The sequence below is a fragment of the Moraxella bovis genome, from assembly GCF_025985205.1.
GTDB classification, from domain to species: Bacteria; Pseudomonadota; Gammaproteobacteria; order Pseudomonadales; family Moraxellaceae; genus Moraxella; species Moraxella bovis.
Window position 1 is genome coordinate 680,755 of the sequence record NZ_CP087840.1, and the last position, 25,263, is coordinate 706,017.

Genomic DNA, 25,263 nt, shown 5'->3' on the forward strand with positions numbered 1-25,263 from the left:
TTTTAAAACAACAATTTACCAAACGTTTTCAACTTTTATCAATACATAACCAATCCTCACACCCGCCCATGCTCGGCGAGCAGTGCCATAAACTCATCTTCGCCCACCACACGCACGCCAAGCTCATTTGCCTTATCTAGTTTAGAGCCTGCCCTCTCGCCTGCCAGTAGCACGCTCGTTTTGGCGGATACTGACCCTGAGACTTTCGCCCCTAACGCCTGTAAGTGGGCTTTGGCTTCGTCTCGCCCCATTGCTCCAAGCGTGCCTGTTACCACCCACGTTTGCCCGTCTAGTGGAGCGTTGCCTGTATCCTTGATGACCGCTTGCCAATGCACGCCCAACGCCACCAAATCACGAACCACCGCCATGTTATGCTCGGCACGAAAAAACTCATGGATATTTTTGGCGGTAATCTCGCCAATGTCCACCACCTTTAATAGCTCGTCCACGCCTGCCGATTGTAATTTATCAAGCTCGCCAAAATGCTCAGCTAAGTTTAGTGCCGTACTCTCGCCCACCCCACGAATGCCTAAGGCAAAAATAAAACGTGGCAGGGTTGTAGCTTTTGATTTGTCAATGGCGGATAACATATTGGCAACCGACTTTTCGCCCAAGCCTTCTAGGTTTTGTAAAACTTCCACTTTATCCGTCAAACGATAAATGTCCGCCACGGTCTTAATTAGTCCCATATCAAAAAACTTAATGAGCCACTGCGAACCCAAACCGTCAATGTCCATGGCTTTTCGTGAAACAAAATGTATCAGAGCTTCTTGGGCTTGGGCGGTGCAAACAAGTCCGCCCGTACAACGTGCCAAAGCTTCGCCGTCTGGTAGCACCACGGGCGAATCACAGACAGGGCAAGCGGTCGGCAAATGTATCGCACGCACGTTGTCATCACGCAAATCACTCATCACGCCTGAGACTTTGGGAATCACGTCCCCCGCCCTGTGAATACTCACAATGTCGCCTATCATGACCCCAAGCCGTCCAATCTCGCCAAAGTTGTGCAAGGTAACGTTGCTCACGGTAACACCCCCGACATTGACAGGGTCAAGTTTGCCCACAGGGGTAAGCTGTCCTGTCCGCCCCACTTGCCATTCTACGTCCAAAAGGCGTGTCGTGGCGGTCGTGGCAGGGAATTTGTAAGCGGTCGCCCAACGTGGCTCGCGACTTAAAAAACCCAAATCATCTTGTAGGGCAAGCAAGTTTACCTTAACCACCATGCCATCAATCTCAAAGGGCAACTCATCTCGCCCTGCTATGGTCGCCTGATAAAAGTCATCAATATCTTGTAAATTTGCCACGACTTTAAAGGGCGACACATCAAACCCCTGCGACTGCAAAAAGCTCATCGCCCCGCTTTGGGTCGTGATGTCATCGGGCAAGCCTTGATTGACCGAATAACCATAAAACGCCAATGGACGGGCTTTGGCAATGGCAGGATTTAGCTGACGCAATGACCCTGCGGACGCATTTCTGGGGTTGGCAAATGTTTTCTCGCCACGCTTTTGGCTTTCATTGTTTAATTTTAAAAATCCTGCTTTTGGCATTAACACTTCGCCACGCACTTCTAAGAGCTTAATGTCCCTGCAATCATCAAGCACCAGTGGCAAGTTACGAATGGTGCGGACGTTGTGCGTGATGTCTTCGCCCACCCGTCCGTCCCCACGAGTTACGGCTTGGCTAAATACGCCACCCACATATTTTAAAGATACCGCCAAACCATCCAGTTTAAGCTCCATTTCAAATTCGGGATTTTGGTTTTTGCCGTCCAAACGGTCATTGACACGGCGGACAAAATTCGCCATGTCATCGGCATTAAACACGTTACCAAGCGACAACATGGGCAAATCGTGTGTGATTTGGGTGAAAAACGGCAAGGGCGTATCGCCCACATTATCAGTCGGGCTGTCGGACTGTTTTAGCGTGGGAAAATCATTTTCTAGCTCAATCAACTTGGCACGCAAACTGTCATATTCGCCGTCTGTAATGATTGGGTTGTCTAGCACATAATAGGCGTGGTTATGGCGTTTTAGGGCGGTGATAAGCTTGCGCATTTGGGCGATAATCGCTGTATCGTCATTGGCAGGCGTATTGGCAGATAAGTTGGCAGAAGTAAATAAATCAGTCATGGTGTTTTTAGGATTTTAATTGAATAATTTAAAAATAGGTAAATTTTAACGTTTAAAAAACCGCCCTATCAAAGACGGCTTTTCAATCATGGTTGATTAACGGTAATCGGCAACTTTGGCACGCAGTTTTGCCAAATACGCTCCGTCTAAGATATAGCCTTCATCATCATGCACATCGGCATTGATGTCTTTGGCTATCATCTGAGCGACCGACACCATGCTGTCAAAACCACGCAGAGCATGGGGGTGTGGCAAAGACAAGAACAACGATAATGCACTAAAATGACTGTCAGTTAAGGTGTTCAAATCAAAGCCTTCCACCGAACCGTCATAGCCCACACCCAACATGCTAAACCACAGCTTGCCCGTGCCGTCTTCACGCTCGTAACGATGATACATGTTCATCACGCCATATTTTAGCCCATAGGCTCTAACGATATCAAGCACCGCCCTGCCTGAGAGTCCATTGTATTGGTCTTTGGGGGTGATGACGACCGTAACCGTCTCTTGGGCGTTGAGCAAGGGGTCGTTGTCTTGGTCAAAGGCTTGCTGTTCTTCGAGATGACGGTCAAGCACAGGCGAGTTTTGGACAAAGTCACTTGACGGCTCGGTAAACCGCTCTTTTTTAATGGGTTCATCGGCTAGTATGTCGGCACCATCATCTTGGGGGGCGTTATGAGCATTAGGGTCTTGGCTTGCGACCATGGCAAGGCTTGACAGAGCGTCCGCTTTGGCCTCATCAGCCAGCTCTCGCCCTGATTTGACAGGCTTGGCACTGACCGTCTCATTTTGGCTCTGCGTCCCCACCGATAATGCCGACTGCCCCCGCTCATCTCGGGGCAAAATCGGCAAACCGTCCTTGTACGCCAATGTCTTGGTATCGCCTTCAAAATCCTTGGCAAGCATACTGCGGATAATCAACCACAGCCCCAGCAAAATGACCAATACAACGACTATCGTCAAAAAAGTACTCATAGCACCAAATTCCAAAAATCTTTTTCAAATAAATTTTGTTAGTTTATCACGCCTGCTTGATTTAGTCATCTATTTTGGCGGTAAAATTTTGGCATTTGGGCATAAAATTGGCATAGCAAAGCACACTTACAAATACCGCCCCACCATGTCCGCCATGAGCTTGATATGTAACTCATCGATATTTAGAGCAGGGATATACTCATACGACTTACCGCCAGCGTTGATAAAGTTATCACGGTTCTCCACCGCCAGCTCTTCTAAGGTCTCCAAGCAGTCAGCAGAAAAAGCAGGGCTTAGCACTTGCACCGACATGCCTTGATTGCCCCATTCAGTCAGAAGCTCATCGGTGTAGGGTTTTAGCCATTCTTGGGCTCCAAAGCGTGATTGGAAACTTATCGCCCATTCGTGTGTGCCAAGTCCTAGCTCGCTTGCCACTAGCACTGCTGTTTTACGACACTCATCGGCATAAGGGTCGCCCTTGTCAGCATAGGGCTTAGGAATGCCGTGAAAGCTCATGAGTAGCCTGTCCGCTCGCCCATGCTGTGCCCAAAATTTGCGGATACTGTCCGCCAACGCCTGTATGTATAACGGGTGGTCGTGATAATCTCTGGTAAACTGCACGGCGGGCATATTACGCTTTTTCATGCAGTACTCCGCCACTTTATCAAACACCGCCCCTGTGGTCGTTGCCGAATATTGTGGGTACAACGAAAAGACGATAAAGTCATCATAGCCTTTATCTTGTAAATCCGCCATGACCACCTTGATGTTAGGATTGCCATAAGTAGTCGCAGGGACAACAGGGATGTTTTTGCCCTGCTTGGCAAGGTGGTCTTCAAGCAGGCTTGCTTGCTGTTTTAAAATCGCTAGCAGGGGTGAGCCGTCTTTTGTCCATACGCTTTGATACGCATGAGCGACACGTTTGGGACGGGTGGTTAATACAAACAGATTAAGGATAATTTGCCAAATAAAGGGTGGAATCTCAATCACCCGAGTATCGGACAAAAACTCACGCAAATAACGGCGAACGCCCTGTGGGGTTGGTTCGTCAGGCGTGCCTAGATTGACAAGGATAATGGCGGTTTTCATGAATGTTTATCATTTAAAAGTTTAACTTAGTTTATCATTTTTTGGAAAAATTGCGAGAATTATTTGATAAATTTTATCATTGAGAAATTTAATGAAATTTTAATCATCTTTGGATAATCTCATAAAATCCCAATCACTCATTTTTATCAATCACATGACCCCATTTGGCATCATAATCCGCTTTTTGCATTTTATAAATTTCAAATACACACAGCTCATCACAGCCATTATCACAGCATTCATAATCTTCGGGCGGTTCGGGTGGGGGTGGAATGCCGTTTGGGATTTCGGTTTCTAATGAATGGTCGCTCATAATGGTCTCCGCGGTTTAGGTAAATGATTTTTGATAATTGTTTTGATAAATGGTATTATAACCCCTAATTTAAGCCTTTTTAAACTTTTTAAACAAATAAAAGCCACATCATGAACACCCAAACCGCCCTAACCCATGCCCTAACCGCCCTGCACCCCACGCACATAACCTTAGATAACGAAAGTCATATGCACGCAGGGTACTTTGACGGTAAAGAGAGTCATTTTAAACTCATCATCGTCAGTGATGAATTTGTCGGCAAACGTCTGGCGTCTCGTCATCAGCTTGTCTATGGTTTGGTCAATCCCTATCTGACCACACAAGGCGGTACGGTACACGCCCTTGCCATTCACGCCTACACGCCTGATGAATTGGCAAGCCTATCATCTGCCCCAAACAGCCCCAACTGTGCCGGACAAAATAAATAATCCCAGCCTTTATACTTTACACACCCTTTTTAAAATAGGTATCTTTATGAAAAAAACACTCATCTTACTGACAGTTGTCGCTGTCGCTCTCACAGGCTGTGCCACCACCAACATCGCTCCCCAATACGTCAATCCTGCCAATTATCAAGGCCATGATTGCACCGTTTTACAAAGCGAAGTGGCTCGCATTAGCCAAACCGCCAAAGCCACCGAAAATCAAAACATCGGACTGTCCGCCACAGGTATCGGCATTGGTCTTGCTGGCGGTCGTGGCGGTATCTACCCAACCATCAGTGTGGGGGCAGGGCTTGGCAGTGGGGCAAGACAAGCCAAAACCAACACCCTAGCCAAACTCTATGGCGAGCATGATGCGATGATTGTCGCCGCCCGCCAAAAAGGCTGTGCTTTTGCTCAAAATGTCAAGATTTATGGCGAGTAATTAGAGCGTATCTGCCTTTTATATTTGCAATAAAAAACAAGATTTGGTCATGTAGTTTATTTCTACAATATTTCTAAAATTTACATTATGTGATAAAGGCTCAACACGCTCTGGTTAAAAAGGACTGACCATGCCCTGCGTAAACGCCCCCAACACCCAAAACCTATTTTCCATGATAGGCTTAGTCATCGGCTGTGTACTGTTTGGGCTTGGCAGTCTGATTGTCGCCCATGTGGATGGCGTGGGGGCGTATGCCATGGCGTTTTGGCGACTGAGTGTGTCGGCACTCATATTTTTATCGCTTGCCCTGATATTTCGCCAGCCGTTTCCTAGTTCACGCCGTGAGGTCATCTTGGCACTCATCTCAGGCGGTGCGTTGGGGCTTGATTTGGGGCTTTGGCATGAGAGCATCTATGCCGTAGGGCCGGGTATTTCTACTTTATTAAATAGCTTGCAGATTTTCTTTTTGGCATTCATCGCCTTTCTTTGGTTTGGCGAAAAACAGACCAAATTACAACTGTTTAGCCTGGTACTTGCGTCGATTGGCGTGGCACTCATCGCAAGCCCTGAGTTTGCCCACAACTCGTCCGCTTTGTGGGGTTTTGTGTCGGGGATTTTGTCAGGGGTGTTTTTGGCGGTGTCCATGTCCTTTGTCAGACGCACGCATGAAGTGGCAGATGTGGCGATTTTTCCCATGATGACTTTGGTGGGCGTGGGCGGTGCGTTGGCTCTGTTGCCACTCATGCTGATGTTTGATATGAGCAAAATCATGCCAACCACACTGCCCGAATGGGGCTGGATATTGGTCTATGGGGCGGTCATGCAGTGCATGGCGTGGGGGCTGATTGCGTATTCTATCCCAAAAATCGCCTTGTCTTTGACGGGGCTGTTGCTTTTGACTGAACCTGTTGCCACGCTCATTATTGATTATTTTTGGCTAGATAAACCAATTAACGCCATGCAATGGGGTGGGGCGTTTTTGGTAATGTTTGCCATTTATTTGGGTTCGCCTAGAAAGGGGTAGTTAAAAAAACGGCAGTAAATTGGGCAAGGAATTTACCCAATTTACTGCCGTTTTGAATTATTGCCCCAACACCGTTTTAATCAACTTTTCGGCATTGGCAAGGGTATTTGCCACATCAGATGGCTGTATTTGACTGCCTTTAATCAGCTGATTGGCAGGGGTGTAGATGACTTGCACTTGTCCGTTTGTTTCGGTGATGAGTACTTTTAAGGGCAGTACCAAGGCAAACCCAGGGTCTTTTTGCATGAGTGGCGTACCTGCTTTGGGGTTGCCGTAGATAAGGACGGTGGCAGGTTGCATGTTCATGCCAACTTCTTGGGCAGATTTGGCGTGGTCAATGACGGCAAATACGGTCATACCTTTGCTTTCAATGGTGGATTTTAGGCGATGAACGGTGGTATCAAAATCATAAGAGCTGATTAGGGTGGTGTGAGTCATGGCGGTGGCTTTTGTGGGTTCGTGAACAGGATTGGTGGTGGCACACGCACCGAGCGATAAGGCTAGGGCGAGCAGGGGTAGGGCGAATATTTTCATGATAATTTCCTAAAAATAAAAATATCCTAACACTAAATGAGATGAAAAGAAAGCCAAAAATTTTAGTAAAATTTTAAAAAAATACTTGCAAATGCCAAAAATATGTATATAATAGCAGTCCTTAACACCCTTAGGCGACTGGCTCAATTGGTAGAGCAGCGGACTCCAAATCCGCAGGTTGGGGGTTCGAGTCCCTCGTCGCCTGCCATCTTTTTATTTCCCCTTTTTTTAATCATCACTTCCTTATTTTAAGGAAACCTTTTGCATGAGCGACAATAAGAATAATCCCCAAAACGACACCAAAAGCGATTTAGAAACTCGCTTGGCAGACGCCAAAGCCACTGCCGAGAGTCTACTAAATAAACGCAAAGCCGTTGTCGTCTCCGAAGAAAATGTCGTTGATGTGGCAACCACTCGCTCTGGCGTGGATATCGTGCTGTGGCTCATCGCCATTGTTGCTTTGATTAGCTCTACACTCATTTCTACCTATTTGCCACGTTATTGGGCACCTGCCACTGAGTCAATCACTCAGCTACTTATCACAGCAGGACTTGTATTGTTAGCGGTGATTTGTCTTGCTTTTACCCATCAAGGGCGAGCCTTTAATGTATTGCTAAAAGATGCAGGCATTGAGCTTCGCCGTGTGACATGGCCGACCAAAAACGAGACCTTTAAATACACATGGCAGGTCATTGTGGTGATGATTATCGTGGGTTTTATCGTATGGCTACTGGATAATTTATTTAATTATCTGCTTGGGTTTATTTTGCATTAATCTTATCTCTTATCGGCTTATATCATTAGGAAAATCATCATGCGTTGGTATATCATTCAAGCATTTTCAGGTTATGAAAAACAAGTTCAACGTGCCTTAATTGAACGTATCAAAAGAAGTGAGTTGTCTGAGTATTTCGGTGATGTGCTTGTGCCGACCGAAGAAGTGATTGAAATGCGTGATGGCAAAAAACGCACTGTTGAGCATAAACTATTCCCAGGTTATGTGCTTATTGAGATGGAAATGCGTGAAGATACATGGCACGTGGTCAAAGACTGCCCGAATATCTCAGGCTTTATCGGTGGTACCAAAGACCAACCTGCACCCATCACCAAGGTCGAAGCCGACCGCATTCTAAACCGTATCAATAAAGGTGCAGACACCCCAAGACCGAAGACCATGTTTGAGCCAGGTGAAGAAGTGCTTATCATTGACGGGCCTTTTGCCGACTTTAAAGGCATGGTCAAAAAAGTGGATTATGAAAAATCCAAACTGTCTTTGACGGTCAGCGTGTTTAGTCGCCCAACAGACGTTGAGATTGAATTTACAAAAGTTGAAAAAACAGTTTAATTTTTTATAAAAACCTGTTATAATAGTCTTTTAGCTCTGGACAGATGTTCGGGGCTTTTGATTGACAGACAAATCAGCACCGAGCTGATTGTCATTTAGGTGAATTTGAAAGCATTTTCAGATTTGAACATCATGGGGAGCTATTTTAGCGTTATCACCCACCATTGGAGATTATTCTCATGGCAAAGAAGATTGATGGCTACATCAAGCTACAAGTGCCTGCTGGCAAAGCAAATCCATCCCCACCTATCGGTCCTGCTTTGGGTCAAAAAGGCGTGAACATCATGGCGTTCTGTAAAGAATTTAACGCCGCTTCTGCAAACATCGAACCAGGTCTGCCAATTCCTGTGGTTATCACCGTATTTAATGACAAGTCATTTACGTTTGTGATGAAGTCACCACCTGCGGCAGTATTGCTACGTAAAGCAGCTGGCATTGCCAAAGGTTCTGCTGTTCCTAACAAAACCAAAGTTGGTACAGTAACTCGTGCTCAACTAGAAGAAATCGCCAAAACCAAAGAAGCGGATTTGACCGGTGCTGACCTAGACGCAGCGGTACGTACCATCGCTGGTACTGCTCGCTCAATGGGTCTTAATGTGGAGGGTGTATAATGGCTAAGCTAACCAAGCGTCAAAAGCTAATTGCTGAAAAAGTAGATAGCAACAAACTATACACCATTGAAGAAGCGGTTGAGGTTCTAAACAGCCTACCTGCCTCTAAATTCAAAGAGTCTATCGACATCGCCATCAACCTAGGTGTTGACCCACGTAAATCAGACCAAGTGGTTCGTGGTGCGACCAACCTACCTGCTGGTACTGGTAAAACCAAACGTGTTGCGGTATTTGCCCAAGGCGCTGCTGCTGACGCCGCTAAAGAGGCAGGTGCGGACGTTGTTGGCTTTGAAGACCTAGCAGAAAGCATTAAAGCCGGCAACCTTGACTTTGATGTGGTCATCGCTTCTCCTGATGCGATGCGTGTTGTTGGTCAGTTGGGTACTGTATTGGGTCCACGTGGCTTAATGCCAAACCCAAAAGTTGGTACAGTCACTGCCGATGTTGCTACTGCGGTTAAAAACACCAAAGCAGGTCAGGCTCAGTATCGTGTAGATAAAGCAGGTATTATCCATGCTTCTATCGGTCAAGTAGGCTTTACTGGTGAGCAAATCGAGCAAAACGCAACTGCTCTACTAAATGACCTAAAACGTGCTAAACCAGCAACTTCTAAGGGTATTTATATCAAGAAGATTACGCTATCTAGCACCATGGGTCCTGGTCTTGCCATTGACCCAGTACCACACCGTGCCAACAAATAATCCTTGATGGATTTGGGCGAAAAATCACAAATTGCTTGCTTTTTGAGATTTTTCGCTTATAATGGTTCAATTTTATGACAAGTTACCCGCATGACTTACTCATAAAAACAAATTTTAAGACATTAGCTCAGCACAACGGGTTGTGCTGTCTAAGACCGTAGGTGTTGGTGGTTATTCTTAAACATCAGCCTAATGAATGGGTAAAATCATTCGCCTACGCAGACGGTGAAAATCTCGCCGTATATTCGGTGCAAGTCCTTATTTATATTGGCTTGTAAAATTAATTATCACTTAGTGATAAATATGGAGACAACCCATGGCACTAAATCTTCAAGACAAACAAGCAATTGTTGCTGAAGTAAATGAAGCTGCCAAAGTTGCCCTATCTGCTGTTGTTGCCGATTCTCGTGGCGTGACAGTGGGTCAGATGACCGAACTTCGTAAACAAGCTCGTGCAGCAGGCGTTGAGATGCGTATCGTACGTAACACGCTACTACGTCGTGCCTTAGAAGGTACTGACTATGCTTGCATGAATAATGTTTTCGTAGGTCCTACCTTGATTGCATTTTCAAATGAACACCCAGGTGCTGCGGCACGTCTGTTCAAGGAATTTGCCAAAGGTAATGACAAGTTCGAAATCAAAGGTGCAGCTTTTGAAGGCGAATTTATTGATGCAAAATCTATTGATAAACTCGCAACCCTACCTACTTACGACGAAGCGATTGCACGTCTGATGGGTACCATGAAGGAAGCCGCAGCGGGCAAACTGGCTCGTACACTTGCCGCTCTTCGCGACAAAATGGAAGCCGAAGCCGCTTAATCTTAGACATCGGTTATCGCTTTTATTTAATCAAACTTTTTATTCAATCTTTATTTCATAGGAATAATTGCTATGTCACTAACTAACGAACAAATCTTAGATGCTATCGCAGCTAAATCAGTTATGGAAATCGTTGAGCTTATCTCTGCGATGGAAGAAAAATTCGGTGTATCTGCTGCTGCTCTAGCTGCTGCCCCTGCTGCTGGTGGCGACGCTGGCGGTGCTGCTGAAGAAAAAGATGACTTCAACGTTGTTATCACCTCTGGTGGCGACAAGAAAGTTGCTGTTATTAAAGTAGTGCGTGAAGTTACCGGTCTAGGTCTAAAAGAAGCCAAAGACCTAGTTGAAGGTGCACCACAAACTATTAAAGAAGGTGCTTCTAAAGCTGAGGCTGAAGAGCTTAAGAAGAAACTTGAAGAAGCTGGTGCTTCTGTTGAACTTAAATAATCTAAGTTTAACCGCTTAACTCATTTTTCTTAGATTGATAATCATCAATTTAACACAAGAAATTTGATAAAAACTCCATTTTGTTATTGCAAAATGGGGTTTTTTACTGTATAATTGGGTATTTGACCTTTTGTGTTAGCACGGTCTTTTAAGCTGGTGTCAGCACACTTCAAAAAGGACAAACGCTCCCTATGCACAAGCCACATTTTTAAAGTTTTTGATAAGCTAAATGCGATATCGTGTTTGGCGTGTTTTTGTGTCTTTGATATTTAAAAATGTAGGGCAAAAAGAGCAGTGGTTGATTTTTGAAGGTTGGTAGTTTTCTGGTACTCAATCAGAGTACTTTTCTTAGTTTAACGTAAGGATTCTTAATGGCATATTCTTATACTGAAAAAAAACGTATTCGTAAAAGTTTTTCTCGTCTGCCTGATGTGATGGACGTGCCGTACTTGCTCGCCATTCAGGTGGATTCTTACGAGCAGTTTTTGCAAGAACACAAAAAACCTGCTGCCCGTGCCAACATCGGTTTGCAAGCAGCTTTTTCATCTATTTTCCCCATAACCAGTCATTCTGGCAATGCTGAGCTACAATACGTCGAATATTATCTGGGTGAGCCTGAGTTTGATGAGCGTGAATGTATCATGCGTGGTTCAACTTTTGCTGCTCCCCTACGCGTCAAAATTCGCCTAGTGGTCAAAGACAAAGACGCCAAAGACAAAGAAAGTAGAGCAGCGATTAAAGACATTCGTGACCAAATCGTGTACATGGGTGAGATTCCGCTCATGACCGATAATGGTACATTCATCATCAACGGTACTGAGCGTGTGATTGTCTCACAACTTCACCGTTCACCTGGTGTGTTCTTTGACCACGACAAAGGCAAATCGCATTCTAGCGGTAAGGTACTTTATAACGCCCGTATTATTCCTTATCGTGGCTCATGGCTTGACTTTGAATTTGATGTTAAAGACTTGGTGTATGCCCGTATCGACCGTCGTCGTAAATTGCTTGCAACCATCATCTTGCGTGCCATTGGCATGAATACAGCAGATATTTTGTCTACATTCTTTGAGACTGTGGATGTCTTTAAAGGCGATAACGGTTTTGAAGTTGAGCTTGTACCTGAGCGTCTACAAGGCGAGATGGCACAGTTTGACATTGTCTCGCCTGAAGGCAAGATCATTGTTGAGCAAGGTAAGCGTATTAACACCCGCCGTATTAAGGAAATCCAAGCGTCTGGCATGACCAAATTGGCGGTGCCTGACGAGTATCTGTATGAGCGTATCCTTGCCGAAGACGTGATTTATCATGATGAAGTGCTTGCCCGTGCCAACAGCTTGATTGACCATGAATTACTGATTAAGCTGGCTGATAAGAACATCAAAGGCTTTAAAATCCTGTTCACCAATGACATCGACCACGGGGCGTATATCGCTGACACACTGCGTGCTGACACGATTACCACGCGTGAAGAGGCACTCATTGAGATTTATAAGGTCATGCGTCCAGGCGAGCCACCAACCTTAGAAACCGCCGAAAAACTATTTGAATCAATGTTTTTTAGCCATGAGCGTTATGACTTATCAAACGTTGGTCGCATGAAGTTTAACCGTCGTTTGGGCCGTGATTTTGTAGACAGCGACAGCATTGACGTGCAACGTGAGCAGGGCGTGTTGTCCAATCAAGACATTATTGATGTCCTAAAAGAGCTGATTGAGATTCGTAACGGTCGTGGTGAGGTTGATGATATTGACCATCTAGGTAACCGTCGTATTCGTTCGGTGGGCGAGATGACCGAAAACCAATTTCGTATCGGTTTGGCTCGTGTGGAGCGTGCGGTCAAAGAGCGTCTGACCGCTGCCGAATCTGACAACTTATCGCCCCAAGACTTGATTAACTCTAAGCCTGTGGCGGCGTCTATCAAAGAGTTTTTTGGTTCATCACAGCTGTCTCAGTTCATGGATCAAAATAACCCCCTGTCAGAGATTACGCACAAACGTCGTGTCTCTGCCTTGGGTCCTGGTGGTTTGACTCGTGAACGTGCAGGCTTTGAGGTGCGTGACGTACATACCACGCATTATGGTCGTGTGTGTCCGATTGAAACGCCCGAAGGTCCAAACATTGGTTTGATTAATTCATTGGCGGTGTTTGCCAAGACCAATAACTTCGGCTTTTTAGAAACGCCTTACCGTCGTGTTGTGGATGGCAAAGTAACCGATGATATCGAATACATGTCCGCCATCGAAGAAGTGGGTACGGTTGTTGCCCAAGCGGACTCGCCCATGAACGAGCATGGCGAGCTGACCGAAGAGATGGTGATGGTGCGTTATCATGGCGAATCGGTGCGTATGAGTCCCGATAAAGTAACGCACATGGATGTTTCGCCACGTCAGGTGGTGTCGGTGGCGGCAAGTTTGATTCCGTTTTTGGAGCATGATGACGCTAACCGTGCCTTGATGGGTTCAAACATGCAACGCCAAGCCGTACCAACTTTGCGTGCTGACAAACCGCTTGTGGGTACAGGCATGGAGCGTCACGTGGCTCGTGACAGTGGCGTGTGCGTGGTTGCCAAGCGTGGCGGTGTGATTGAAGATGTTGATGCCAGTCGTATCATCGTGCGTGTCAATGAATCTGAGATGACCGCAGGTGAGGCAGGTATTGATATTTATAACCTTATCAAATATACTCGCTCCAACCAAAACACCTGTATCAACCAACGTATTATTGTCAATGCCAGCGACGTGATTGCTCGTGGCGACATCTTAGCTGATGGTCCATCTACTGACCTAGGCGAGCTTGCTTTGGGTCAAAACATGCGTGTGGCGTTCATGCCGTGGAATGGCTATAACTTCGAGGACTCTATTTTGCTCTCTGAGCGAGTGGTTCAAGAAGACCGTTTCACCACGATTCATATTCAAGAGCTGACCTGTGTGGCTCGTGATACTAAGCTTGGACCAGAAGAGATTACAGGCGATATTCCAAACGTAGGCGAGGCTGCCCTATCAAATCTTGATGAAGCGGGTATCGTCTATATCGGTGCCGAGGTAGATGCAGGCGACATTTTGGTGGGTAAAGTAACACCAAAAGGCGAAAGTCAGCTGACGCCCGAAGAAAAACTGCTACGTGCCATTTTTGGTGAGAAAGCGGCGGATGTCAAAGACACGTCTTTGCGTGTACCATCATCAACCAAGGGTACGGTCATTGACGTGCAAGTCTTTACTCGTGATGGATTAGAAAAAGACAGTCGTGCCAAGGCTATTGAAAAAGCCATGCTTGATGACTATCGCAAAGACCTAAAAGAAGAACTTGTGATTTTTGAGGCGGCAGCACGTGGTCGTATCATCACACTGTTAGATGGCAAAAAAGTCTCAGGCGGTGCAGGCTTTAAAGCAGGCACGGTGCTGACAGGTGCTGAAATGGAGAACTTGCCCTTGGAGACTTTGCTTGACATCCAACCTGCCGAAGAAGAGATTTCTGAGCGTCTAACTCAAATTGCTGAGTATCTGACTGATAAGCAAAAAGAGATTGATGAGAAATTTGCTAAGAAAAAAGCCAAACTAACCGCAGGCGATGACCTAGCTCATGGCGTACAAAAAATCGTCAAGGTCTATCTGGCGGTAAAACGTCGTATCCAACCTGGCGATAAAATGGCAGGTCGTCATGGTAACAAGGGTGTTGTCTCTCGTATCATGCCCGTTGAAGACATGCCTTATGACGAAAACGGCAATCCTGTGGACATCGTGCTAAACCCACTGGGTGTACCATCTCGTATGAACATCGGTCAGGTGTTGGAGACGCATTTGGGGATGGCGGCACGTGGCTTGGGTGATAAGATTAATGCCATGTTACGCTCGCAAGCCGCTGTTGGCGAGTTGCGTGAATTCTTAGATAAGATTTATAACCAAGTTGGTGGCGAGCAGGTGGATTTGGACAGTTTGTCCGATGAAGACATTCTAGCCATGGCTGAGAATTTGCGTGCTGGTGTGCCAATGGGTACAGCGGTCTTTGATGGTGCCAAAGAAACACAAATCAAAGAGCTGTTGGAGCTTGCAGGGCTTGATAAATCAGGTCAGCAAACGCTATATGACGGACGCACTGGTAAGAAGTTTGACCGTCCTGTCACGGTTGGCTACATGTACATGCTAAAACTTAACCACTTGGTTGATGATAAGATGCATGCCCGTTCAACTGGTTCTTACTCACTGGTTACTCAGCAACCACTTGGTGGTAAAGCCCAGTTCGGTGGTCAGCGTTTCGGTGAGATGGAAGTGTGGGCGTTGGAGGCATATGGTGCAACCTACACTTTGCAAGAGATGCTGACTGTGAAGTCGGATGATGTTGAGGGTCGTACTCGCATGTATAAGAACATCGTGGACGGTGAGCAGTACATGAATCCGGGCATGCCTGAGTCGTTTAACGTACTGACCAAAGAAATTCGCTCTTTGGGTATTAACATTGACCTAAAAGAGAAAAAGTAATTGCTGTTAAGTTAGGTGCTTGTCTTTGATAAGCACCAGCTTGCGATGACATAAAACTAAGCGGAGAAGTCATTTGAAAGATTTATTAGACATCATGAAAGGCCCTGCTGATGGCGGGGTAAAAGAGTTTGACAGCATTCAAATTTCTTTGGCAAGCCCTGACACCATCAAATCATGGTCGCACGGCGAAGTCAAAAAACCCGAAACCATTAACTACCGAACCTTTAAGCCTGAGCGTGACGGTCTGTTTTGTGCCAAAATCTTTGGGCCTGTCAAGGATTTTGAGTGTTTGTGTGGCAAATACAAGCGTCGCAAATTTCAAGGTATCATTTGTGAAAAATGTGGCGTAGAAGTGACTGCCGCCAAAGTTCGTCGTGACCGCATGGGTCATATCGAGCTTGCGTCGCCTGTTGCCCACATTTGGTTCTTAAAATCCTTGCCAAGCCGTATCGGTCTATTGCTTGATATTACCTTGCGTGATATCGAGCGTGTGCTGTATTTTGAAAGCTATATTGTCACCGACCCTGGTATGACAGGTCTTGAAAAATACCAACTGCTGGATGATGAGCAATATTTTAATGCCTTAGAACAATACGGCGATGAGTTTATTGCCAAGATGGGTGCAGAAGCCGTTCAAGACTTGCTAAAAGATATTGATGTCGATGGCGAGATTGATGAGCTGCGTGCGACCATTCCCCAAACAGGCTCTGAGACTAAACTCAAAAAGATGTCAAAACGCTTGCAACTGTTAGAGGCGTTCCGTGATTCGGGTAACAAACCTGAATGGATGGTGATGACAGTTTTGCCTGTATTGCCACCTGATTTGCGTCCATTGGTACCACTTGAAGGCGGTCGTTTTGCCACGTCTGATTTGAACGATTTGTATCGCCGTGTCATCAACCGTAATAACCGCCTAAAACGCCTGTTGGAGCTAAATGCCCCCGACATCATCGTGCGTAACGAGAAGCGTATGCTTCAAGAAGCGGTCGATGCCTTGCTTGATAACGGTCGTCGTGGACGTGCCATCACAGGTTCAAACAAGCGTCCATTAAAATCGCTTGCAGACATGATTAAAGGTAAGCAAGGTCGTTTCCGTCAAAACCTTTTGGGTAAGCGTGTGGACTATTCAGGTCGTTCGGTGATTGTGGTAGGTCCAACCCTACGTCTGCACCAATGCGGTCTGCCTAAGAAAATGGCATTGGAGCTATTTAAGCCGTTTACTTACGCCAAATTATTGCAAAACAACATTGCCCAGACCATCAAAGCTGCCAAAAAAATGGTAGAGCGTGAAGAGCCTGTGGTGTGGGATATGCTCGCCAGCGTCATTCGTGAACACCCTGTGCTACTGAACCGTGCCCCAACACTTCACCGTCTAGGCTTGCAAGCCTTTGAGCCTGTGCTTATTGAGGGTAAAGCCATTCAGCTCCACCCACTCGTATGTGCGGCATTTAACGCTGACTTTGACGGTGACCAAATGGCGGTACACGTGCCATTGACCCTAGAAGCTCAGCTTGAAGCTCGTGCCTTGATGATGTCTACCAATAACATCCTATCGCCTGCCAACGGCGAGCCGATTATTGTGCCATCACAAGACGTGGTGCTCGGTCTGTACTACATCAGCCGTAGCCATGTCAATGCCAAAGGCGAAAATATGGCGTTTAGTACTGTCAATGAAGCCTTGCGTGCCATCGGTTCTGATGACTTATCTGTCAATGCCAAAATCAAAGTGCGTGTTACTGAGACGATTTTGGATGAAAGAACTGGCGAGAAAACCACCAAGACTGAAATCAAAGACACGGTTGCAGGGCGTTTGCTGATTTGGAACATCATGCCAGAGGGCATGGCATTTGAAGAATGCAACAAAGAGATGACCAAGAAAAACATCTCTAAACTGCTAAACTCATGCTATCGCAAACTGGGTGTTAAAGAATCTGTTCTGTTTGCTGACCATTTGATGTATCTAGGCTTTGCCCAAGCGACCTTGTCAGGTATCTCAATCGGCATGGAAGACATGGTGATTCCGCCGAACAAGAAAGAGATTGTTGATACTGCGGACGCTGAGGTGCGTGAGATTGAACAGCAGTTTGAGGGTGGTTTTGTTACCGCAGGTGAACGCTATAACAAGGTGGTTGATATTTGGTCTCGTACGTCTGATAAAATCGCCAATGCGATGATGGATAACTTATCGACTGATGAAGTGGTGAACAGTCAAGGTGAGATTGAGAAAGAAAAATCCTTTAACTCCATCTACATGATGGCAGATTCGGGGGCTCGTGGTAGTGCCACGCAGATTCGTCAGCTTGCTGGTATGCGTGGCTTGATGGCAAAACCAGACGGTTCTATCATTGAGACACCGATTAAAGCGAACTTCCGTGAAGGCTTGACGGTATTGCAGTACTTTATCTCAACGCACGGTGCCCGTAAAGGTCTTGCTGATACCGCCCTAAAAACTGCTAATTCGGGTTATCTGACCCGTCGTTTGGTAGACGTAGCACAGGACTTGGTGATTACGCATGATGACTGTGGCACCGATGCAGGACAGCTCATGACCCCCGTGATTGATGGTGGTGAGATTGTTGAGCGTTTGGGTGACCGTGTATTGGGTCGTGTGACCGCCAAAGATGTCATCAATCACGATGGCGAGGTAGTTATCCCCACAGGTACGCTGATTGATGAACGTCTGGTTGAAGTGCTGGACAATAACGCCATTGACGAGGTGTATGTACGTTCAGTTATCACCTGTGAAGCAATGCAAGGCGTATGTGCTAAGTGTTATGGTCGTGATTTGGCTCGTGGTCATCTTGTAAATATCGGCGAGTCAGTTGGTGTTATGGCAGCCCAGTCCATTGGTGAACCAGGCACACAGCTAACCATGCGTACGTTCCACGTGGGTGGTGCGGCAAGTGCAGCATCAGTAGACAACAGCGTATCAGTGGGCAATAACGGTACAGTGCGTTTTCATAACATGAAAACCGTAGAACACACTGATGGTCATTTGGTGGTTGTCTCTCGTTCGGCAGAGATTGGTGTGGCAGATGCCCAAGGTCGTGAGCGTGAGCGTTATAAAGTGCCTTATGGTTCTAACATCTTGGTGCGTGACGGTGCCGAAGTGGGTGCAGGTGATGTTATTGCCAAATGGGATTCGCATACCCATCCAATCATCACCGAGTTCGCTGGTACAGCACGATTTAGCGACATCGCCGATGGCATGACCGCAACGGTTAAGGTGGATGAAACCACAGGCATGAGCTCCTTTGAGATTTTGGCAAGCAAAGACCGTCCAAGTCTCTCCAAAGACTTACGTCCTGCCATCATCCTAGATACGACAGACGGGCGTGAAGTGGTGTACTTCCTACCTGCTGAGACCGTGATTCGTGTGTCAGAGGGCGAGACGGTAACCGCAGGTTCGGTGCTAGGTCGTGTGCCACAAGCCACATCAGGTACCAAGGACATTACCGGTGGTCTGCCACGAGTGGCTGATTTGTTCGAAGCTCGTAAACCAAAAGACCACGCCATTATGGCAGAGGTGAGTGGTACGGTGTCATTTGGTAAAGAAACCAAAGGTAAAAACCGCTTTGTCATCACCGATGAAGAGGGTAACGAACACGAAGAACTCATTCCAAAATGGCGTCAAATCAACGTCTTTGAGGGCGAGCATGTCGAGCGTGGTGAGATTGTCTCTGATGGTCCACAAAATCCACATGACATCTTACGCTTAAAAGGCGAGACGGCATTGGCGAATTACGTGGTTAATGAAGTCCAAGAGGTTTACCGCTTACAAGGTGTGAAGATTAACGATAAGCACATCGAGGTTATCGTTCGTCAAATGCTCCGTAAAGTAGAAGTGATTGATGGCGGTGATTCTAGCTATTTCAAAGGCGACCAAGTGGAATACACCAAAGTGCGTGCCTTAAACGAAGAGCTTATCGCTAATGACAAATTCCCAATCGTCTATGAGCGTCAGCTACTGGGTATCACCAAAGCATCGCTTGCCACCGAGTCGTTTATCTCAGCAGCGTCATTCCAAGAGACCACACGTGTCTTGACGGCGGCGGCAACGATGGGTAAAGTGGATGATTTGTCTGGTCTCAAAGAGAACGTGGTGGTTGGTCGCTTGATTCCTGCTGGTACTGGTTTGGCGTATCATCAAAACCGTCAACGCCTTGCTGAGCGTGGTTTGGAGCCAGTCATTACCGTAACCGAAGACCCGTACACCAAGCCTGCTGACCCACTACTGGCTGGAACAGATGTCAAAGATGACTTTGCAGCGGCATTTGCCAGTGAATTTGGTCAAAGTGAATAATCTCTAACAATAAAAAAGCTCGCTTAGGCGGGCTTTTTTTATGCCTTCTAAAATTCAAAACCAAAACTGATACAGCTAACAAATTTGAATTTTACTACGGAAACCGCAGTGCTTTTTCATTTTGTAGAGCGTGCTTTTTATCAAGGCAAATTGCCATTCATTTGATGGATTATGGGTAGTCTGTGTGTTGATTTTAATAGTTTTAAAAATTTATTTAACATAATATTTTAAAATAGTCCATTTTCATTTGTTTTCTCAACCAATCATCAAATTATAATTTATACTAATGATATATCAATAAAAATTTATAAATAAATTCTTTTTTATCAAAATAAATCGTTTTTCATTTGAGTGAAAATTTGCCATACTATGCCCAACTTATAATTTTTCATTATCTACCAATAGGATAATCTCATGAAAATGATTAGCGTGGTGTTAAAATCATTCAAGTTAGACGCAGTGCGTGAGAGTCTATCAGAGCTTGGCGTTGCAGGTATGACGGTTAGTGAAGTCAAGGGCTTTGGTCGCCAAAAAGGGCATACCGAGATGTATCGTGGGGCGGAGTATGTGGTGGATTTTTTGCCAAAAATTCGTCTAGACATCGCCGTCAGTGATGACATGGTACAAAGTGTGGTGGCATCTATCATGAGCGTGGCACAGACAGGTCATATCGGTGATGGTAAGATTTTTGTTACGCCGTTAGAGCAGGTGATACGCATTCGCACTGGCGAGATGAATGAGCAGGCTCTATAACTGGGTGAATTGATGGATTGGTAAATTTAATAAGGGGTGATTATGAAAATTTTAGCAAACAAATGGCAAATCGGCTGGCTACTGCTACTTGCCACAACCGTCCAAGCTGATGACGGCATCAACCACGGCAATAGTGCGTGGGTACTGACCGCCACGGCGTTGGTGCTGATGATGACTTTACCAGGTTTGGCACTGTTTTATGCTGGCATGGTGCGTAAGAAAAATATCTTATCAACCATGATGCACAGCTTTGGGGCGACAGCGGTGGTGTCGGTGCTGTGGGTGGCGATAGGTTATTCGTTGGCATTTAGTGATGGTGGTGCTTTGCAAGGGTTTATCGGTGGCACAGCATACGCCATGCTCTCTGGGGTGGGCATTGCCGAGAATAGTGGTGATATTCCTTTGGCGTTGTGGGTGATGTTTCAGATGACATTTGCGGTGATTGCGGTGGCGATTTTGGCGGGGTCATTGGCAGAGCGGATGAAATTCGGCTCATTTTTGTTGTTCTCAGGCTTGTGGGTATTGTTCGTCTATGTGCCAGTATGTCATTGGGTGTGGGGCGGTGGCTGGCTGACAGGCGATGCGTTGGACTTTGCCGGTGGGACGGTTGTCCATGTCAATGCTGGTGTGGGCGGTTTGGTGTTAGCACATCTGCTTGGCAAGCGTCAAGACTATGGGCGAGCCAACCTTGCACCGCACAACCTTGTCTACGCCCTAATCGGTGCAGGGCTGTTGTGGGTAGGGTGGTTCGGTTTTAATGGTGGTTCGGCTCTGGCAGCAGATGGCGTGGCAGCGATGGCAATCATTGTCTCGCAGGTGGCGGCAGCGATGGGATTATTGACGTGGCTGTTGTGTGAATATGTGGTGCGTAAACGGGCATCGGCACTGGGCGGCGCATCAGGGGCGATAGCAGGTTTGGTGGGCATCACGCCAGCGGCAGGATTTGTGGGTGTGTCAGGGGCGATGGCGATAGGCGTGCTGACGGCATTGGGCTGTTTTGCGATGATACATTATGGCAAAAAACGCCTAGGCGTTGATGATACGCTGGATGCTTTTGGACTGCATGGCGTGGGCGGTATCATTGGGGCGGTATTAACTGGTGTGTTTGTCAGCCAAGAGTTATATCCTGATGTGGGACATGAGAGCCTACTAACACAGCTGTGGCTACAAACCGAAGGGGTGCTGGCAACCATGGCATATTCGGCGGTGGCAACTTTTATTATTGGCATGGCAATCAAAAAGACCATGGGACTGCGTGTTGATGATGAAGCTGAGTATCAAGGGCTTGATTTAGCCATTCATGGCGAGAAAATTGGTTAAATCGATAAGCAAGGGCAGGATTTGTCCTTGGTTTTTCCAAAGGGTTTTTCCAAAGGGTTTTTCCAAAGGGTTTTTCCAAAGGGTTTTTCCAAAGGGTTTTTCCAAAGGGTTTTTCCAAAGGGTTTTTCCAAAGGGTTTTTCCAAAGGGTTTTTCCAAAGGGTTTTTCCAAAGGGTTTTTCCAAAGGGTTTTTCCAAAGGGTTTTTCCAAAGGGTTTTTCCAAAGGGTTTTTCCAAAGGGTTTTTCCAAAGGGTTTTTCCAAAGGGTTTTTCCAAAGGGTTTTTCCAAAGGGTTTTTCCAAAGGGTTTTTCCAAAGGGTTTTTCCAAAGGGTTTTTCCAAAGGGTTTTTCCAAAGGGTTTTTCCAAAGGGTTTTTCCAAAGGGTTTTTCCAAAGGGTTTTTCCAAAGGGTTTTTCCAAAGGGTTTTTCCAAAGGGTTTTTCCAAAGGGTTTTTCCAAAGGGTTTTTCCAAAGGGTTTTTCCAAAGGGTTTTTCCAAAGGGTTTTTCCAAAGGGTTTTTCCAAAGGGTTTTTCCAAAGGGTTTATTTAACATAATATTTTTATTTTGATAAAACAAAACCGTCAATGTTTTGACGGTTTTGCAATCAAGTAAGTATTAAAACCTTAAAACTCGCCCGTTACCGACCAGCCATTGACTAGCGGATAACGGCGTTCACGTCCAAAGGATTTTTTGGTAATCTTAGTGCCGATTGCCCCTTGACGGCGTTTGTGTTCGGCTCTGTCTACCATGGTCAGTACACGTTCAACGACCGCAGGGTCAAAACCTGCGGCACAGATGGCTTTGTAGCCCAAATCTTCATCAATGTACATCTTTAAGATGGCATCAAGTAGGGCATAGTCAGGCAAGCTGTCTTGGTCTTTTTGGTCGGGACGTAGCTCAGCCGATGGCGGACGAGTGATGACACGCTCAGGAATGACAGGGTTTTCTTCTAGGCGATTGCGATAATCGGCTAGGCGGTACACGTCGGTCTTGTAGATGTCTTTTAGCACATCAAATCCGCCAACCATGTCGCCATATAGGGTGGAGTAGCCGACTGCATTTTCTGATTTGTTGCCAGTTGAGATGACCATGTGTCCAAATTTGTTGGATAGAGCCATGAGTATCACGCCCCTTGCCCGAGCTTGTAGGTTCTCTTCGGTCACGTCAGGGGCTGCCCCTGCAAAGAGTGGGGCGAGCGTGGATTTGAGACCTGCCACCGCATCATGGATGGGGCAGATGGTATAAGAGACGTTGAGACGGGCGGCTTGGGCGGCGGCATCGTCCAGACTCATCTGCGATGTATATTCATAAGGCATCATCACTGCATAGACTTTATCAGCACCCAATGCATCCACAGCGATGGCAAGGGTCAAGGCACTGTCAATGCCCCCCGAGAGTCCAACAATCACACCCTTAAAGCCTGAGCGATTGACATAATCACGCAAACCGACGACTAAGGCTTGGTAGATTTGCGACTCTTCGGATAAGTCAAGTGGCGGTTTGACTTGGGTATCAAAGCGTCTGCTTGATACATCAAAGGTTGCCATAATCAGCTGATTTAAGAATCTTGCCCCTTCGTGAGCAATCTCGCCGTCCGCTTGACTGACGATAGAGCCACCGTCAAAAACGATGTCATCTTGGGCACCGACGGTATTGACATAGATGATGGGTAGCTTGTGCGTTGATGATTGACGGGCGATGAGTGCTTTACGTTCGGCTTGCTTGCCGACTTCAAAGGGTGACGCATTTAGCACGACCACCATTTCTGCCCCTTCATCTTTGAGTCCTTTGATGGGTGCTTCGTGCCAGATGTCTTCACAAATGAGCAGTCCGATGGTCAGCCCTTTGTAGTCAAATAAGACTTGATTGCGACCTTTTTTAAAGTAGCGTTTTTCATCAAACACGCCATAGTTTGGCAGGCATTGTTTGTGATAAAAGCCTTTTTGGCTACCGCCTTGTAATATCGCCGCCGAGTTAAACGTGCCGTGATTGTCCACGTGCGGATAGCCCAAAATGGTGACAATGCCGTCTATCTTGGCAAGTTCATTCATGGTAATCTTGACACGCTCAGCCAAGGTAGGACGCAGTAGCAAATCTTCTGGCAGATAGCCGATGAGTGCCAGCTCAGGAAAGATGACGATGTCTGCCCCACGAGCTTTGGCATCTAGGGCAAGGGCTTTCATCTTGCCCACGTTGCCCTTGATGTCGCCCACCCAAAAATTTGTCTGCATGATGGCAAAAGTAATCGTACCGTTTGGGGTGCTAATTTCGCTAAAATTTTCTTGTATTGACATTTGTAATTATCCAGTAAATGTATTGATGGTTGTCGCCTGTCGTCAATCCGTGTTTATCGGCAGGCAATGATGAGTTTGATTTGTCAAATCAGCTTGATGTTTGCATAAAACTAATTAAAACCAATCTACACAAATCAACTTAGTATAGCACACTATCGCCTATTTTTGTGATATAGTAGGCATTATTTTGTGACCTTGATGTTTGCCATGTTTGCTTTTTTAATCAATCTTATCATCATCGCCATTGTGATGAAAATATTCTTTAAATTCATGTATCCAAAACCGCCCAAGCATTTTTTTCCAAAAGCAGGCGATGATGTCAGTATCAGACGATGCGATTATTGTGGGCATGAACTTGCCACCTATCGGGGTATTTTGCAGACGGATGTGGCAGGCGATGGGCGTGAGTATTTCTTTTGCAATGGCGACCATCAAAGTGCTTATTTTCGCGGCGACGTCTATCAAGCCGATGATGACTATGATGGTCTGCCCACCAAAAAGCCGTTGGATGATGATTAAAGACGTTTAGAGAGAAATAGTAATTTAAAAAACAAAAAGACGTCCTCAAACGTCTTTTTGTCATTGATAATCAAGCAACTCATCAAGCCACATTTGCCAACTCTTCTTGAATGGCAGATTCCATCTCTTTGGTACTGACTGTTGGGGCGAAACGCTGGGTTACTTTGCCGTCTTTATCGACCAAAAATTTGGTAAAGTTCCATTTGATGTCATTGCCTGTACGGGTCTCATTCATCTGAGCAATGATCTCAAGCAGTATTTCATATTTACTGTTGGCTATTTCCTCACTTTTTTGCTCTTTTAGATAAGCATAAAGTGGGTGAGTGTTCTCGCCATTGATGTTAATTTTGGCAAAGATGGGAAAGCTGATTTGATATTCTTCTTTTAAAAATTTGGTAATTTCTGCATTGTCTTCGACCGCTTGCCCAAATTCGTTACTGGGAAAGTCCAAAACCACCAAGCCTTTATCTTTATACTTCTGATACAGCTCTTCTAAATCATCATACTGGGGTGTCAGACTGCATTTGGTGGCAGTATTGACAATGAGCAAGGTCTTGCCTTTAAAATCGCTTAATCTAACTTCTTTGCCATGAATGTCTTTAACTGAAAAATCATGGATTGACATCGCTTAACGCATCCTTAAAAGTGTGCCAAAAATCATTGCAAAAACCATCATGCAATCTACCAACATGGGATAAAATCATACAAACCCATAAGACTATTATATATAATTTTTTGGA

General features: G+C 45.9%; 22 protein-coding genes and 1 tRNA gene. 15 read left to right on the top strand and 8 right to left on the bottom strand.

Going from position 1 to position 25,263, the window contains the following annotated elements; all coding sequences use genetic code 11:
* Nucleotides 1–56 precede the first annotated feature (56 nt).
* The 4 genes from ligA to LP107_RS03500 all read right to left on the bottom strand — a co-directional run bounded on the left by ligA (nt 57) and on the right by LP107_RS03500 (nt 4,509).
* Nucleotides 57–2,132 carry an NAD-dependent DNA ligase LigA gene (gene ligA / locus LP107_RS03485; protein ID WP_264675941.1) on the bottom strand — a complete coding sequence of 692 codons (2,076 nt, stop codon included), beginning with the start codon at nt 2,130–2,132 and terminating at the stop codon, nt 57–59.
* 96 nt (nt 2,133–2,228) lie between these two features.
* Nucleotides 2,229–3,107 (bottom strand): cell division protein ZipA C-terminal FtsZ-binding domain-containing protein, encoded by an 879-nt coding sequence (locus LP107_RS03490; RefSeq protein WP_078273968.1) that lies wholly within the window; start codon nt 3,105–3,107, stop codon nt 2,229–2,231.
* A 126-nt stretch (nt 3,108–3,233) separates the two neighbouring features.
* Nucleotides 3,234–4,196, bottom strand: coding sequence for a ferrochelatase (gene hemH, locus LP107_RS03495; protein ID WP_078273969.1), 963 nt, complete (start codon nt 4,194–4,196; stop codon nt 3,234–3,236).
* 133 nt (nt 4,197–4,329) lie between these two features.
* Nucleotides 4,330–4,509, bottom strand: a complete 180-nt coding sequence (locus LP107_RS03500; RefSeq protein ID WP_078273970.1) for an oxidoreductase-like domain-containing protein — start codon at nt 4,507–4,509, stop codon at nt 4,330–4,332.
* A 110-nt stretch (nt 4,510–4,619) separates the two neighbouring features.
* Here LP107_RS03500 and LP107_RS03505 point away from each other — a divergent pair, with 110 nt between their 5' ends.
* The 3 genes from LP107_RS03505 (at nt 4,620) to LP107_RS03515 (ending at nt 6,400) form a co-directional block, all read left to right on the top strand.
* Nucleotides 4,620–4,937: a BolA family protein gene (locus LP107_RS03505; RefSeq protein ID WP_078273971.1), complete on the top strand. Its 318-nt coding sequence runs from the start codon at nt 4,620–4,622 to the stop codon at nt 4,935–4,937.
* Between the two features lie 46 nt (nt 4,938–4,983).
* Nucleotides 4,984–5,376 (top strand): hypothetical protein, encoded by a 393-nt coding sequence (locus LP107_RS03510; protein WP_078273972.1) that lies wholly within the window; start codon nt 4,984–4,986, stop codon nt 5,374–5,376.
* Between the two features lie 130 nt (nt 5,377–5,506).
* The gene (locus LP107_RS03515; protein WP_078273973.1) at nt 5,507–6,400 is read left to right on the top strand and encodes a DMT family transporter; all 894 of its coding nucleotides are present in this window, start codon (nt 5,507–5,509) and stop codon (nt 6,398–6,400) included.
* A gap of 57 nt (nt 6,401–6,457) precedes the next feature.
* Here the strand turns inward: LP107_RS03515 and LP107_RS03520 are convergent, their stop codons facing one another.
* Entirely contained in the window at nt 6,458–6,934 is a 477-nt protein-coding gene (locus LP107_RS03520) for a DUF302 domain-containing protein (protein WP_078273974.1), read from the bottom strand.
* A 132-nt stretch (nt 6,935–7,066) separates the two neighbouring features.
* On the opposite strand from LP107_RS03520, the gene LP107_RS03525 reads away from it, so the two are divergent.
* The 11 genes from LP107_RS03525 to LP107_RS03575 all read left to right on the top strand — a co-directional run bounded on the left by LP107_RS03525 (nt 7,067) and on the right by LP107_RS03575 (nt 21,712).
* Nucleotides 7,067–7,142 (top strand) — tRNA-Trp (locus LP107_RS03525).
* A gap of 57 nt (nt 7,143–7,199) precedes the next feature.
* Complete coding sequence (secE, locus tag LP107_RS03530) at nt 7,200–7,709, top strand: preprotein translocase subunit SecE (protein WP_029102315.1); 510 nt, start codon at nt 7,200–7,202, stop codon at nt 7,707–7,709.
* A gap of 36 nt (nt 7,710–7,745) precedes the next feature.
* On the top strand, nt 7,746–8,279 hold the full coding sequence (gene nusG / locus LP107_RS03535) for a transcription termination/antitermination protein NusG (protein ID WP_228157853.1): 534 nt from the start codon (nt 7,746–7,748) through the stop codon (nt 8,277–8,279).
* 179 nt (nt 8,280–8,458) lie between these two features.
* Complete coding sequence (gene rplK, locus LP107_RS03540) at nt 8,459–8,890, top strand: 50S ribosomal protein L11 (RefSeq protein WP_062498951.1); 432 nt, start codon at nt 8,459–8,461, stop codon at nt 8,888–8,890.
* Nucleotides 8,890–9,591, top strand: a complete 702-nt coding sequence (gene rplA / locus LP107_RS03545; protein WP_029102312.1) for a 50S ribosomal protein L1 — start codon at nt 8,890–8,892, stop codon at nt 9,589–9,591. The genes rplK and rplA overlap by 1 nt, the downstream gene beginning before the upstream one ends.
* Nucleotides 9,592–9,907: 316 nt before the next feature.
* On the top strand, nt 9,908–10,411 hold the full coding sequence (gene rplJ, locus LP107_RS03550; RefSeq protein ID WP_078273976.1) for a 50S ribosomal protein L10: 504 nt from the start codon (nt 9,908–9,910) through the stop codon (nt 10,409–10,411).
* Nucleotides 10,412–10,483: 72 nt separating this feature from the next.
* Nucleotides 10,484–10,858, top strand: coding sequence for a 50S ribosomal protein L7/L12 (rplL, locus tag LP107_RS03555; protein ID WP_078273977.1), 375 nt, complete (start codon nt 10,484–10,486; stop codon nt 10,856–10,858).
* A gap of 371 nt (nt 10,859–11,229) precedes the next feature.
* On the top strand, nt 11,230–15,336 hold the full coding sequence (gene rpoB / locus LP107_RS03560) for a DNA-directed RNA polymerase subunit beta (protein WP_112742537.1): 4,107 nt from the start codon (nt 11,230–11,232) through the stop codon (nt 15,334–15,336).
* A 73-nt stretch (nt 15,337–15,409) separates the two neighbouring features.
* Nucleotides 15,410–19,639: a DNA-directed RNA polymerase subunit beta' gene (gene rpoC, locus LP107_RS03565; RefSeq protein WP_078273979.1), complete on the top strand. Its 4,230-nt coding sequence runs from the start codon at nt 15,410–15,412 to the stop codon at nt 19,637–19,639.
* Nucleotides 19,640–20,053: 414 nt separating this feature from the next.
* On the top strand, nt 20,054–20,392 hold the full coding sequence (locus LP107_RS03570) for a P-II family nitrogen regulator (RefSeq protein WP_078273980.1): 339 nt from the start codon (nt 20,054–20,056) through the stop codon (nt 20,390–20,392).
* Between the two features lie 42 nt (nt 20,393–20,434).
* Nucleotides 20,435–21,712, top strand: a complete 1,278-nt coding sequence (locus LP107_RS03575; RefSeq protein ID WP_078273981.1) for an ammonium transporter — start codon at nt 20,435–20,437, stop codon at nt 21,710–21,712.
* Here the strand turns inward: LP107_RS03575 and LP107_RS03580 are convergent.
* Both LP107_RS03580 and LP107_RS03585 read right to left on the bottom strand, forming a co-directional pair.
* Entirely contained in the window at nt 21,683–22,207 is a 525-nt protein-coding gene (locus LP107_RS03580; RefSeq protein ID WP_264682812.1) for a hypothetical protein, read from the bottom strand. The two genes, LP107_RS03575 and LP107_RS03580, sit on opposite strands and share 30 nt — an antisense overlap.
* Nucleotides 22,208–22,333: 126 nt before the next feature.
* Nucleotides 22,334–24,004: an NAD+ synthase gene (locus LP107_RS03585; RefSeq protein WP_264675939.1), complete on the bottom strand. Its 1,671-nt coding sequence runs from the start codon at nt 24,002–24,004 to the stop codon at nt 22,334–22,336.
* A gap of 207 nt (nt 24,005–24,211) precedes the next feature.
* Between LP107_RS03585 and LP107_RS03590 the strand changes: the two genes are divergently transcribed.
* The gene (locus LP107_RS03590; protein WP_078274028.1) at nt 24,212–24,523 is read left to right on the top strand and encodes an eL24 family ribosomal protein; all 312 of its coding nucleotides are present in this window, start codon (nt 24,212–24,214) and stop codon (nt 24,521–24,523) included.
* Between the two features lie 82 nt (nt 24,524–24,605).
* Here LP107_RS03590 and LP107_RS03595 read toward each other — a convergent pair whose 3' ends face one another.
* Entirely contained in the window at nt 24,606–25,148 is a 543-nt protein-coding gene (locus LP107_RS03595; RefSeq protein WP_078273983.1) for a glutathione peroxidase, read from the bottom strand.
* Between the last annotated feature and the right edge of the window lie 115 nt (nt 25,149–25,263).